9 protein-coding genes are annotated in these 14,528 nt (G+C 49.8%); 5 read left to right on the forward strand and 4 right to left on the reverse strand.

Features of this window, described 5'->3' with window-relative positions; all coding sequences use genetic code 11:
• Positions 1-24: 24 nt before the first annotated feature.
• Positions 25-639, reverse strand: coding sequence for a GNAT family N-acetyltransferase (locus ABV409_RS15085; RefSeq protein WP_353878454.1), 615 nt, complete (start codon positions 637-639; stop codon positions 25-27).
• A gap of 96 nt (positions 640-735) precedes the next feature.
• Here ABV409_RS15085 and ABV409_RS15090 point away from each other — a divergent pair, with 96 nt between their 5' ends.
• A complete protein-coding gene (locus tag ABV409_RS15090) occupies positions 736-3,969 on the forward strand; it encodes an FG-GAP-like repeat-containing protein (protein WP_353878455.1) in 3,234 nt (1,077 codons plus the stop codon).
• A gap of 7 nt (positions 3,970-3,976) precedes the next feature.
• On the opposite strand, the gene ABV409_RS15095 is transcribed toward ABV409_RS15090, so the two are convergent.
• The 3 genes from ABV409_RS15095 to ABV409_RS15105 form a co-directional block, all read right to left on the reverse strand.
• On the reverse strand, positions 3,977-4,381 hold the full coding sequence (locus ABV409_RS15095; RefSeq protein WP_353878456.1) for a DUF6326 family protein: 405 nt from the start codon (positions 4,379-4,381) through the stop codon (positions 3,977-3,979).
• A 17-nt stretch (positions 4,382-4,398) separates the two neighbouring features.
• Positions 4,399-4,773 carry a hypothetical protein gene (locus ABV409_RS15100; protein ID WP_353878457.1) on the reverse strand — a complete coding sequence of 125 codons (375 nt, stop codon included), beginning with the start codon at positions 4,771-4,773 and terminating at the stop codon, positions 4,399-4,401.
• Positions 4,774-4,855: 82 nt separating this feature from the next.
• Entirely contained in the window at positions 4,856-5,437 is a 582-nt protein-coding gene (locus ABV409_RS15105) for a Crp/Fnr family transcriptional regulator (RefSeq protein WP_353878458.1), read from the reverse strand.
• Between the two features lie 517 nt (positions 5,438-5,954).
• On the opposite strand from ABV409_RS15105, the gene ABV409_RS15110 reads away from it, so the two are divergent.
• From ABV409_RS15110 to ABV409_RS15125, 4 genes are read left to right on the forward strand one after another with little or no spacing between them, the layout of a single operon-like run.
• On the forward strand, positions 5,955-7,496 hold the full coding sequence (locus tag ABV409_RS15110) for a fibronectin type III domain-containing protein (protein WP_353878459.1): 1,542 nt from the start codon (positions 5,955-5,957) through the stop codon (positions 7,494-7,496).
• A 4-nt stretch (positions 7,497-7,500) separates the two neighbouring features.
• Positions 7,501-9,159: an Ig-like domain-containing protein gene (locus tag ABV409_RS15115; RefSeq protein ID WP_353878460.1), complete on the forward strand. Its 1,659-nt coding sequence runs from the start codon at positions 7,501-7,503 to the stop codon at positions 9,157-9,159.
• A gap of 2 nt (positions 9,160-9,161) precedes the next feature.
• Positions 9,162-10,820 (forward strand): fibronectin type III domain-containing protein, encoded by a 1,659-nt coding sequence (locus ABV409_RS15120; protein WP_353878461.1) that lies wholly within the window; start codon positions 9,162-9,164, stop codon positions 10,818-10,820.
• A gap of 23 nt (positions 10,821-10,843) precedes the next feature.
• Positions 10,844-14,521 carry an RHS repeat domain-containing protein gene (locus ABV409_RS15125; RefSeq protein WP_353878462.1) on the forward strand — a complete coding sequence of 1,226 codons (3,678 nt, stop codon included), beginning with the start codon at positions 10,844-10,846 and terminating at the stop codon, positions 14,519-14,521.
• Positions 14,522-14,528 lie beyond the last annotated feature (7 nt).

Here is a 14,528-nt window from a genome sequence, read left to right on the forward strand (position 1 = left end):
ACCCTGAACTATGGGAAGCAAAATTCATAACGTTTTTGCCATCGCACTGAAATCAAACCCTTGCGAACCGATTTGAAAATCATGCTCCCCGATCGGTTCAAAACCGTTCTTATGATAGAAGCGAATGGCGCGTTCGTTGCTTTTCAAAACGGAGAGCCAAACGTTTTCAAAACCAAGTGCCTTAGCTTTTTGTAAGAGCCGATCTTGAAGGGCCGTTCCGATTTTTAGGGCCAAGAAATCCCGCAACACATAGATTTTTTGCAACTGACAACTGTTGACCGCTGCTTGAAACGGTGCCTGGGAGTGGAGTTTCAATTTGGCGAACCCCACTGGCAACCGATCGACATGGGCCAACCAAAAGACGTTATGCGTTTTTTCAAGACTCGATTCGATCTTTGCGACCGCAAACGTACGTTCAAGGTAATCGGCAAGGTCTTTTGGTTTTTCAAAGAGGTGCCCGAAGGTTTCCGTAAAGGTAATGCGTCCCAACAGGGCTATCGTCGGGGCATCTTCTTGGGTGGCTAAGCGGATGGTGGTAGCTGACATAAAGGTGGAATCAGCCCTTAAGGTAGTCTTTTTTCGGATGTCGAATTCGGTAAAATAGTGCTGTTTAATGCCCTTGTATTCTTTGATTTGCAATCACTTATGTTCATTTCACAACATTTTATTGCCCTGTAAACGGCTTACGGCTACTTTGCTCCGGTGAATCTTGTATTCATAGACCAAAAACAAACTATGGGGTGGCAGAAGTATCTTATCGGTACCTTCTTTCTTGTGATGGCTACGGCCCTTCAAGCACAAACGACCTTTACCGAAAATGCAGCGGCCTTTGGCCTTGATCTCAACCAGAACAAGGATGGGGGCCATGCCTGGGCCGATTTCGATAATGATGGGGATTTGGATGTCTTGGTATTGGAGAGCAACAATTCGGCCCGAAGCTTTTTGATGCGTAATGATGGTGGCACTTTCACCAACGTACAAGCCACCTTGGTGCCGGGCATGCTATCAGATCGTGCCGAGCGGCAAGCCGTGTGGGGTGATTTGAACAACGATGGCCGCCCCGATTTCATGATCAACAGTTCAGGGACCAACAGTTCTGTAGTCGCGTTACAGATATATCTTCAGAATACGGACGGAACCTTCGGTGATGGAGCAGGAGGTTTTGCACCCATTACCATTGGGGAGAATGCCAGTCATACCATCACCATTGCAGCGATCAATTCAGAAGGCGCGGGATTCTTTGATTTTGAAGGGGATGGTGATCTCGATATCTTTTTCGACAGCCACAACTATGGTATCGAATTGTTGCGAAACAATTACATTGATCATTTGACCCATACCGTGGTCGCCCCGGCGGCTGCTTCTTTGTTTACCCACATTACTCCTGGCAGCGGATCGGGAGTCGTCGAATTCGGTTTGAACCAGTTTGCAACGGATGGTGACTACGGTTCAGCAGCTGATGTGAACGATGATGGATGGGTCGACATTTTCATGCGGAAGCGCAATGAAAACGATTTCTTTTTGAACCAAGGAGGAACCTTTACCAATGGTTCCGATTTGGCACAAGCAGCCAATGGCAATAAGGGCGGAAATGGGCTTTGGGATTTGGACAATGACGGTGATCTCGATGCCGTCTGGACCGAAAACGGTCTGACCCAGATATTCAGGAACGATGGTCCTGGAACTTGGACCGCCTTAGGAGCTTCTGTCTTCCCAGGGTTACCGCAACCATCCAATACGGATAGTGGAAGCTCTTCAAACGATATCGATGCCCTTGCAGGGGGTGATATCGACAATGATGGTGACATTGATATCCTCTTGGTAGGCGATAGCCGAAGTTACCTGTACATTAACCAATTGAATAGCCCAACGCCGGCACCTGGAGTTATCGGTAGCGGTACGGCCATGACCTTCGCCCTTGATGCGGAAACTTTCAATACGCGAAATGGGGAAGGGACGACCATGATCGACATTGATGATGATGGGGACCTTGATATTTATATGAACATCAGTCATAGTTCGGGCAACCAGCTTTGGATCAATAACCTACCGGCGGCGAACCGAAATAACCACTTGATCATTGATGTGACCGAAGATCGTAGTGCCGATGGTACTACCGGAGGGTTTTCAGGTCGTGTTGCCGTAGGTACCAACGTGATCATCAAAGATTGTGAAGGCAATATCATTAGCGGTTTGCGACAGGTAAACGGAGTATACGGACATGGCACACAAAGTCCGGAACAAGTCCATTTCGGCTTGCCCTTAGGGGAGAACGAAACCTACATCATCGAAGTGCGCTATCCGAATTTTTACGACCCCGTTGACGGTTTTACCCGATTGATCGCGACCGTGGTCGCCACACCGAGCACGATATCGGGAACCAACCATTACGATATGACGACCACCGATGCCGAAATCGTAGAAAATATCAATCCGCCCGACGCGGTCGATGATTTCGTTGAAGTGCCTCCAACGACGACGGTCTCGGTTCAAATCAATTTGTTTACGAACGATTCGGAACCCGACGGCGAAGATTTCTTTATTGAAAGTGTGGTACAGCCTGCCATAGGAAGCGTGGTGATCGATGATGCCGATTTAGGCTTGGTCACCTATACGTATAGTGGGGGTACGGCTTTTCCAGGAACGACTTTTGATTATACCATTACCGATTCCACAGTATCCATTTGCCCCGCTTTGGGCAAAAGCGATACCGCTACGGTGACGGTTGATCCCCAAGAGGATACCGATGGGGATGGAGTGGCCGATATCGTTGACCTGGACGATGATAACGACGGAATCCTTGATAGCTTGGAGTGCCCCAATGGGGACCGTATCTTATGGGTTACCCAAGACGCCCCTGAGACCGAAGAGCAAAATACGATAGACAAATTAACTGCTTTGGGCTACACTGTTACTGTAGTCGATGATAATGTCGGCGGCAATGCCAACGACTATGCCGCGGTTTTCATTTATGAAGACTCATTTAGTAGTACGGCTTTTGCAAATGTCAGTAATCTGACTACCACGGAGAATGGTGTGGTCACCAGTGAGAATGCATTACACGATGAAATTTTGGGGGCCTCGACAGGTGGGTCTAGCGCAACAGGCTTGATCAATATCATTGATAACGGTCATCCTATAACTGCGGGACTTTCCTTAGGGAATTACGATATCGCCGATGCCGCGTTCCATGGCAATGGGATTACCTCAGGTACGGTATTAGGGCAGCATCCCAACGGTGAAGTTTCCTTAGCGGTATGGGATGTTGGTGATGCCATGGAGGTCGGTAACGCGCCTGGACGAAGGGTCATCGTACCCCATACCAATGGTTCCGGTGGGTATAATGCGGCCGGGGAAGATTTGCTGATCAATGCCATTGTTTGGGCGGCCACCAAGGATACGGACAACGATGGCATTCCAAATTGTTTGGATACCGATAGCGATAATGATGGTTGCGGCGATGCCGACGAAGCTTATGGTGATGCAAGCACCGACGCTGACGATAACGGCCAGTTCGGTAATGGGATTCCACCAATCGAAACCGATGGTACCGTAAGCGCGGCTTCCTATGCCACACCGGCCGATGCCGACACCTCTGGCACTCAAGATCATCTTGAATCGGGCATGGCAGCTACCATAACGGTGCAACCATCCAATAGTACGGTCTGTTTAGGCTGTACGGCCACTTTCACCGTGGTTGTTGGCAATGGAGATCAGTTGCAATGGCAACGGTTCAATGGCAGCACCTGGGACAATCTAAGCGAAGCGGCCCCTTATTCTGGTACCCAAACCAACAACTTGACCATCACCGGGGCCGAGACCGCGCTCAATGGCGCCCAATTCCGGTTGGTGGCGAATGAAACCGGTTATAGTTGCGGGGAGGTATTGTCGAACACCGCCCAGTTGACCATCGAAGTGACTTCGGTCATTACGAACCGTCGTATCACCTATCGGGTCGAAAAATCCTAAATACCCTTTATGCGTCAGTTGCAGCTGCCTTATTCGAATTGGTAGGGAGCTTCCAGGCGATGACCATAATGCCTACCAAAGCGATGCTACCCATCATTCCGAAAAACAGGTCATCGAGATCCGCATTGAAGAGCGAACTCAAAATACCCAAAAGCATGATGAACGCTACGACAACGTTTACCCAACGGTTCGCCGTATCACCTAACAGTTTGGGTAGTATGACCATAAGGATCGGCAGTTCCAAAATGACGCCGTAAAGGAGCATCGTAGGTTCGGCGATGTGCAGGGTCTTCAAACTTTCCAAGAACCCATCGTTCAAGAATTCGTGTAGATCGCGAAAGATCATATTGAACAAGACGAAAGTCCAAAGGGTGGATAGTAAGCCTTGTGGTGTGGTATTTCTTGTATGCATCTTTTATTCTTTTTGGATTAAGGATGGATGGCATGGGCCTGCATGAAGCGGGCCAATTCAGTTTGAATGAACCGCCTGAGTACGCCGACTTCCGTTTGATAGCGATCGAGTGCTTCCCGTTCATCTTCGGATACATCGGGGGAGGGTCCGGCCATCATGCTGTGTATGGTGCTGTTCAGATAGGCCATTCGTTCCATTTTCGAATGGATGAGACCTAATTCAGGAAAAGAGTCCATGGTTTGTTGGTGTGTAACATAACCGTTGGTTTCCATAAGTTGCGCGACGGTTCTATCGAAGTGTCGGTCTTCCGGTTTTTTCGTGCAAAGGGCGAGAAGGAGAAGGCCGCTCATGAGGGTACCCCCAACTGCCAATACTAAAGTTCGTGTTTTCATGCCTTGTTTTTTGATGGATTTTTAAAGGCACAAAATTGCGGAGGAGAAACACCAAAGTCATTGACTTCGGTTAAGAAATGGGTTACTGCTGTGACCACATCCGCTTTCGGATGCGGCTTAAGGATTCCGGTTGGATGCCCAAGTAACTGGCGATCATGTATTGGGGTACACGCTCGATGAGGTCGGGTCGGGCCTCCATCAATTGTTGGTAGCGCGCTTCGGGCGAGAGGTTTTTCAAGTCGTCTAAAAACAGCTGCTTTTTGGCGGACAACTGATCACCGATTTTCACGAAAATGGGAATAAACCGGGGAAACTCCTGAAGGAACCGTTGGGTCCGTTCCTCGTTTCCTGTAGAAACAATGCAGGCTTCAAGGCATTCGAGATAGTATTTTGAAGGGGTTTTATCGACATAGCTTACCGGGGTGATCGGATCGTTTTCGGTAAAGAACTCCACGATTTTCTCCTCCCCATCCTCGATATAATAGCGTTTCACACAGCCGCTCAGTACCAGAAAACAAACTTGGGCATACTCACCGGCCTTGAGGAGAAAGTCGTTTTTGGCGTAGTCACGTACGATATCCTCCTTTTTGATCAGCTCGATTTCCTCGGCACTTAAGTCCATGTACTGCGAAAAATAGGAAACCAACAAGGCGTTTTTATCCATAAGGCTTTAAAATGGGGAAGCGAAAGAGTGCATCGCGATCCAAGTGTAAAGTACGGAAAATTTCAAAGGGATTCGGGGCCCGGTTCGATTAGGGTATTCCTGAAACCGGAAGCTACGATACCGACCTGACAAGGAACGGTCGAACAACCTAAGTAAGCGGTCTTTTCTTTCCCTAAAATAGACATACCGAAGCGATGGACTTGGGTCTGTGATCCCCGATTTTGATCGATCTCCCAGCAAAACCTTTTGTTAATAACTTGTAAGAATAATCTGAGAAACTGGGGTTTTGCTACAAGCTGACTAGGGGTTTGGTCCAAGAATCTAAAATTTAACAAAACTGGCATACTAAGGACCGATACTTCCGTTTAGGTCATTCGGGAACATTAGTGAATTCGGTCGGCCTGCCCTTGCGGCACCGACCCGATACGAGTTACTATGAAGACACCCCAAATCCTACAAAGAAAATTGCGAGTCCCCAATCCTAAATTCACCAAATCTTATTCCTACATCCACTTTTATGAAAACCTACATTTCAAAAAAGCTATTCGGCCTCTTTTTGGCACTTTTTTCAATACCCCTGATCGCCATTTCCCAATCGGATACTTTCGGTCCGATACATGATGCGTATTTGCAAAATGGCACCCTTTACAACAACAACTTACTACGTATCGAAGCAGGCAACCGACTTCGTGAAGGTTTTTTAATGTTCGATATCGCCGCCATAAACGGCACCGTAACCTCCATTGATCTGCAATTGACCGTAGTCACCGATGCCGGTGACGGACCGTTATCAGTGTACCTCAGCAATACTACCAGCTGGAGCGAGACCACGCTTTCCAATGCCAACAAACCGGGTCAAGATATTGCCTTGGGTTCGATATCCGGGCCTTTTGGTATCGGCAATGTGAAAAATATAACCATAGCCCCTAATTTGGTGACGGGCGATCGATTTTCGATCATTATCGTGCACAATGGGGCCAATGCTGACGATCTTGCCTTCGGTTCTTCCACGACCACCTCAGTTGCATCCCGGCCTATACTGACCGTAGGCTATACGGAGAACAATTCAGGGGGGTCGGACAACCAAGCGCCTTCGGCACCAACCGGTCTGGCATCGACCGGGCAGACGAATAGCACTGTCGGTCTTACATGGAGCAGTGCCACGGATAATGTGGGGGTCACCGGATACAAGGTTTACCAAAACGGTGCGAACGTCGCTACCATCGGCAATACCACCAGCTATCAGGTCACCGGACTCAGTTCAGCTACGGCCTATACCTTCAGTGTCACAGCTTTGGATGCGGCCGGCAATGAAAGTGCGAGCAGCACGACCATCAATGTAACGACTGACAGCGGTTCTTCTGGCGGTGGAGGGTCTAGCGGAAGCACGGTTTGGGCGGAGTCCGGCAGCAATGCCATTTATTACAGCAGCGGTAATGTGGGTATTGGAACCTCGAACCCGATTCGAAAACTCGAAGTATTCGACAACAACGCCACTTTGGCCCGTTTCTCTGGAGGGCATAGCGGCATTCAAGGCATCCAGGTCGAACGGCAATCAGGTGATCATATCCGTTTGGTAACCAGCTATACCGGTTTTGGGGGCGGATTGGAATCGAGCTCCAAACTACGGTTCGCCGTATCCGGAAACACCATCAATTCCCCCTCAATGGTCCTTGATCAGTCGGGCAACCTGGGTATCGGTACCCAGAACATCGAAGGTTGGAAACTCGCAGTAGGCGGAAGCATCCGTGCCGAAGAGATCAAGGTCGAGACCGGCTGGGCCGATTACGTGTTCGAGGCCGATTACGAACTACGCACCTTGGCCGAACTCGCGGCCTATATCGAAACCCATGGGCATTTGCCCAACATCCCCTCGGCCGATGAAGTCGCTGCCAATGGGATCAAACTGGGTGATATGAACCGCCTTTTATTGGAAAAAATCGAGGAGCTGACCCTCTATATGTTGCAACAGCAAGCGCTTTTGACGCAACAACAGGCCCAATTGGAAGCGCTTCAGCAAACCATAAATCAAATTGATGTTAAACAATCCAAACACTAAAATCATGGTAAAACGGACCATTTCCCAATTTCTGCTCTTGGTGCTCATCGCCCTAGGGCTTCCTCAACTCGCACATGCCCAGAACCTGATCGCCAATATAGGCGACGAGGTCGTTTGGTCGACCGGATCGGGATCCGCATCGCCCTACAGCCAATATGCGAGCAATGGACAAAATTCAAGGGTCAACACCACCGGACCGTACGGAACCTCGGTCGTAGCTTGGCAAATCGTCACGGCCAACGTGACGGGGGCCAATGGGGGGTGGACCCGCGATGCCATCAGCCTGTCAACCAATAAGACGTATCGTTTTACCGTTTGGGTTCGTTCTGAAAGTGCCCTGAACTGCTCAAAACGCGTTGGGTATTTAGGAAATGCCACCAATGGGGCTTCGGTAAATTTCTCCCCGGCAGCAAGCGGCAGTGCTACCTCACAACCGCAACCGCTGAATGCGAACATCCAAGACGATACCTGGTACCTCTATGTAGGCTACATCGGCCCGAATGGCTATAGCGGCAGTGCCGACAGCGGAATGTACGCCATTGACAATGCCAACCCGAACGTGATGCCAGCTTCCAGCTATGCGATTTCCGATTGGGCTTTTCCAAGCGGGCATTCGACGATTGAAGTCAAGTTCAGGAGCTTGATCTACAATTGTGGGGCTGGTGATGTAATGTATACCTATGCCCCGAGGATCGAAGAAGTCAACGGAAGCACCAAACCGCTGCTTGACATTTTGTATCCGAACAATTCGAACCCGACCCCGGTAAGCTCGGTGGCCATCACCTCGTCTAACGTTAGCGTGGCTTCAGGGCAGACCGTGCAATTGAACGGTACCGTATTGCCATCGAATGCCAACCAAACACTGCTATGGACCAGTTCGAACACCAATGTCGCTACGGTCAACAGCAGTGGTGTCGTCACAGGAGTGGCGAACGGAACGGCAACCATCACGGCTACATCCCAAGAAAACACCGGCCTTTTCGATGTCGAAACGGTCACCGTGACCGCAGCATCGAGTGGTGGTGGGTCGAGCGGAAGCTCGGTTTGGACCGAGACGGGCAGTAGTGATGCCATTTATTATAGCAGCGGTAATGTGGGTATCGGCAACACGAACCCCATTCGAAAACTCGAAGTATTCGACAACAATGCTACTTTGGCCCGTTTCTCTGGAGGGCATAGCGGCATACAAGGCATCCAGGTCGAGCGGCAAGATGGCGACCACATCCGTTTGGTGACCAACTATACCGGTTTTGGAGCCGGATTGGAATCGAGCTCCAAACTACGCTTCGCCGTAGACGGCAATACCATCAATACGCCTGCCATGGTCCTTGACGAATCTGGAAACCTTGGGATCGGTACCCAAAACATCGGCACTTGGAAACTTGCAGTGGCCGGAAGCATCCGTGCCGAAGAGATCAAAGTCGAGACCGGCTGGGCCGATTATGTGTTCGAAGCCGATTACGAACTACGCACCTTGGCCGAACTCGCGGCCTATATCGAAACCCATGGGCATTTGCCCAACATCCCCTCGGCCGATGAAGTCGCCGCCAACGGGGTGAAGTTGGGTGATATGAACCGCCTTTTATTGGAAAAAATCGAGGAGCTGACCCTCTACATCCTGCAACAGCAAAAAGAAATCGAATTACTAAAAGAAAAACGATAAGCATGAACAATCGCATAACCATACTATTGACCGCGGCTTGTGTACTGACCATGTATACCACAAGCGCACAAAACCTTGTTGATTCCAGTGATTGGGTTTCGGGTACGACCGGATCGACCACCAATTGGAGCATGTTGGGAAACACCTCCCAAAATTCGCGCATTACGATGACGGGCCCCTTGGGGAACCAAGTAACCGTCTGGGAAGCGGCCGCCAATGGCGCTTCGGGTATGAACGGAGGGCTTTGGTACAATTCGTTGATAGTCGATACTTCCAAATCCTATCGGGTATCTTTTTGGATACGATCTGAAGGCCCGACCAATTGTGACAATCGAACGGGTTTTGTACCCTATTACACCACGGGAGGGTTGGTGCAACCCTTTGAACACGAAAATGGGAGCAATGTTTCTTGGCCGACCTTTACCTCAGTTGACCAACCCAACAACAAATGGTATCTAATGGTCGCCTATGTCAGGCCCGGAGCGGCATCAGACCTTGGTGATTCCGGCTTGTACGACCCCTCACTGGGTAGTGCTTCGAATGTGCCGGCGGCAAGTTATTCGGCATCCGACTTTATTTTTCCATCCAGTGTCGGTCAAATCGATTTGCGCATACGTGCCTTTTTGTGGGCCTGTGCCTCGGGTGAAAAAATGTACATCTATGATCCACGGGTCGAAGAAGTGCCCAATTCGACCCCCTTGGCCACCCTGCTTTATGGTACCGGTTCAGGAGATACCCAAGCGCCTACGGTTCCTACTGGTCTGGCATCGACCGGGCAAACACAAAACACGATCAATCTAACTTGGAATAGTGCTAGCGACAATACCGCTGTAACCGGTTATCGGGTTTTTCAAAACGGCAGCAGCATTGCAACTATCGGCAATACGACCAGCTATCAGGTGACCGGACTCAGTTCAGCTACCACCTATACCTTCAGCGTCAAGGCTTTGGATGCGGCCGGCAATGAGAGTGCGAACAGCACGACCATCAACGTAACGACTGACAGCGGCTCTTCGGGCGGTGGGGGCTCGAGTGGGAGCTCGCTTTGGACCGAGGCCAGCAACGACATTTATTACAGCAGTGGCAATGTGGGGGTCGGCACCTCGAACCCTGCAAGTAAACTCGAAGTATTCGACAACAACGCCACTTTGGCCCGTTTCTCTGGGGGACATAGCGGCATACAGGGCATCCAGGTCGAACGGCAATCGGGTGACCACATCCGTTTGGTAACCAGCTATACCGGTTTTGGGGGCGGATTGGAATCGAGCTCGAAACTACGGTTCGCCGTATCCGGCAATACCCTTAATTCCCCGTCTATGGTCCTCGATCAATCGGGCAACCTAGGTATCGGCACCCAGAACATCGACGGTTGGAAACTCGCAGTGGGCGGAAGCATCCGCGCTGAAGAGATCAAGGTCGAGACCGGCTGGGCCGATTACGTCTTCGAGGCCGATTACGAATTACGCACTTTGGCCGAACTCTCGGCCTATATCGATACCTATGGGCACTTGCCCAACATCCCTTCCGCCGATGAAGTCGCAGCCAACGGGGTGAAACTGGGTGATATGAACCGGCTCTTACTGGAAAAAATCGAGGAGCTGACCCTCTACATCCTACAGCAAGAAGCGCGGATCGAAAAATTGGAATCGGAAAAGGAATAAGCCTACTCAAAAAACAGTAAACCATGCAATTCAAACATATCATAAGCCTGATCGCCCTGGTCCTGACCAGTGGCCAGGTCGTCTCGCAAAGCAATCCGGGCAACGTTGGCCCATCATCATATGAGGTACAGTTGGTACCTCCGAACCCTGAGGTGGCCGATTTAGGGAAGTTCGGTGCCATTCCGGTGAACAAATACAACGGTACGGCGAACATCAACATCCCCATACATACCGTTTCACTCGACGGTCTTAGCATACCCTTAAACCTCAGTTACAATACCGGGGGCATCCGCGTGAACCAAGAAGCCTCTTGGGTCGGACTCGGATGGAACCTCGCTACCGGCATCGTCATTACACGGCAAGTGAACGGTTTTGAAGATATTTTGGACGGTTTGAGTTCCGACCATATCGGATTCCTGTTTACGGAAGATCAATACTTTCCCGAACAAGGAATGAACGGTTTCAACGGTAATTTTGAGCTGGACCCCGATGAGTTGCTCGACTTGTCGAATAAAAGTGTCACGGTCCCCGATGATCTGTTGCCCGACCTGTTCACGGTAAACCTGCCGACAGGTTCGTATAAGTTCTATCTGCCCAAGGAGTCGGGCAACGGCCCTGATTTGGAAGCTTTGGTGATCGGCGAGCAAAATATCAAGGTGGACTTCAACATGACCACCCATAATTTCGTCGTGACCGATTCCAAAGGTTTTGAATACCATTTCGATGTGCAAGAGTTGTCGACCTCGTTTCCTACCGAAGAAAGCTCGCAGGCTACGAACGATGACAATGCGCTGCTCAACCATTCAGGTGTGGCCGGCCTAAGTCGTACCGACATGATCTCTTCTTGGAAAGTGTCACAGATACGATCCCCCCATAGTGTGGGCCAGAGCAACGGCCGCATTTTGAATTTCACCTATGCCGATCAAAAGCAGCTGGGTTTTCCTAGTTTTTCAGAAACCTATTCCTTTCAATTCAATGAGCCGTCTCTGGAGCGTACCATCGGTCTTCCGTCGCGTACTTATGCTACCCTGACCGGCTTTAATTCAAAGCAATTGGCTACGATCAGCGGTGATTTCGGAAACATTCAATTCATTGCCGCCGCCCGTGAGGACCTTTATGAGACCGCTGATTACCAACAAGACTACAACTCGGCCCTGTTCAACGCGTTTTCAAATACCAATTCGGATAGCCGCTTGGCCCGGATCGAAATCCGCGATTTCAACGGGGGGCTCAAAAAGGAGGTCGATCTAAACCACTCCTATTTCAATTCGAACAAATTGGGCCAATCGGACGATTCCTATTATTTGCGATTGAAACTCGATGGGGTGACCATCGACGGTAGAACCTATGCCTTCGAGTACATCAACCCGAATCAGCTTCCGGCAAAAGATTCGAAAGCGATCGATTTTTGGGGTTTTTATAACGGTTTGGATGGCAATACCCATCGCATCCCCTCCATGAACCGCTTTTTCGTTGAGTTCGATCTAGCGCAAGACCAGGCCTTTGAGCGTTTTGGCAAGTTCACCGGGGTGTCTCGAAAAAGTGATTTCAATTATGGCAAGAACGGGCTGTTGTCGCGCGTGGTCTACCCGACCAAAGGCGCCACCGAATTCGAATATGAGGCGAATACGGTCCATTTAAAGAACCGGACCTACACGCCGATATTCGATGGTTCGGGCAATATGTTGTCTTCGGGGATCACTTCTTCACAGGGGTATGACTTTTGCTACCAAATGCTCAAGTTGGCGAACGACCCCAACTATAGTTTTGATGACAATGCCTTTGCCACCTGTCAAGACGTGAGTACGAACTACACGGTCAGCGGCAGCCAGTTTACGGTAGGCCCGAATACACTGTGTAGCGGGCAATCGTATAATGTGAAGATCCAAGCGACCTTGACCCATGGTTCTTCTTTTGATGAAAGTATTCTCCCATCAGGAAGGGCAGTCTGGATAAAAAACCTTCAAACGGGTCAGGAAATCCCGGTTTTTGATTATGATAATCAATTTAACGTCAATCAATTAAGTGTTTCATTGAGTAAAGAGTTTACCGACCTTCCTGTCGGTAATTATGAGTTCTACCATCAACCATGGTCATATTCTTCTCAATCTGTAAATGCATTCGCTTATGTGACATCGCCTTCCGTAATGACCTTTGAAAGCCTACAGCTCAACCCACCTCCCATTGTATATGAAGAATTCCAGGTCGGCGGGGCCCGGGTTTCCAAAATGATCAATAAAGGCAATAACAATGAGGTGATCACCACCAAATCGTTCGTCTACGAACAGCAAGAGGAGGGGCAGACCCTGTCGAGCGGCAAGCTGATGGATGACCTTGTATTCTGGTCGACTACGGGCAGCCAATTCGAGTACTCGCCCGATATACCTGCGACGGGCGCCTATAGTTTTTACCTCAGTTCTGACAATAAGCTGCGTACCATGAATTCGGCAGCGGGCAGCCACATCGGTTATTCGAAGGTCACCGAAACCAGCGAATCGACGAACGGAACCGCCAACGGCAAGATCGTAACCGAATATGTGAACAAACCCAACGCTTATTTCAAGCGCAATGTCGGACTTTCACAAATAAATTATGGAACCATCTCCTGTGGTAGTTGGTCGAATGTCTATGCCATACCTGATATCAGCTGTCTTCAGCATATCGATGTTAGTTACGGTGAGACCTATATGCTCGAGGTATTGCCGAACACCTTTGACTACATCAATGGCAATATCGTTGAGGAGCACATCTACGATTCGGGTAACGACTTGCTCGTACATACCCAGAATTCGTTCTCTGAACGGAATATCGGGTTTATGCCCCTTCCGCATTACCCCCTGTTGATCAAAGTGGGCCAAGGCTTGATCGTTACCGAGCCCTATGTAGACTATGCCGATTCGGACAACGGTTTTAAAAACGTCATGCGTCAAGACAGTAGCCTGACCACCCAATATTTCAATGGAGAAGCTTTGAGTACCAAGACCGAAGCCACCTTCGAAATGGATCTGGGCTACCTCACCAGAACGAATACCGTGACCTCAAGTGACGGCAAGGTGATGACGACCAAGTACCACTATGCCGAAGATTTGAACATCACGCCCTTGATCAACGCGAACCGCTTGACCGAGGTGGTGAAAACGGAACAGTTCGAAGGAACGCTGACCGACATCGAGCAAACACTTTTGGCCAGTAATGAAACGGTTTTTTCGAATGAATCGAACTTTTCGAACCTCACCCTGCCCAAACAGGTCAAATCAAAAAAAGGGGCCAACGGCCCTGAAGAGGTACGTCTGGTCTATGATCAATACGACAATAAAGGAAACGTGCTGCAATACCATCAAGAAGATGGGGCCTATACCAGCTATATCTGGGGGTACAACCAACAGTACCCTGTGGCCAAGATAGCGAATGCCACCCGAGCACAGGTCGAGTCGGCCCTACAGGTCGGATCGAACTACAATACCAACGTCGGGGGCCTCACCACAGATCAGGTGAACGTCCTTCGTGCGATACCAGGGGCCTTGGTCACCACCTATACCTACGACCCCTTGATCGGTATGACCAGCATGACCGATGCCAGAGGGTATACCACCTTCTATGAATACGACGCCTTGAACCGCATCGAGTTCATCAAGGATGCCCAGGGGCACTTGTTGCAAGAATACCAATACGGATATAAAAACCAATCGAACCCTAACTAAGCCGCCA

Source organism: Flagellimonas algarum (assembly GCF_040513375.1).
Classification (GTDB): Bacteria; Bacteroidota; Bacteroidia; order Flavobacteriales; family Flavobacteriaceae; genus Flagellimonas_B; species Flagellimonas_B algarum.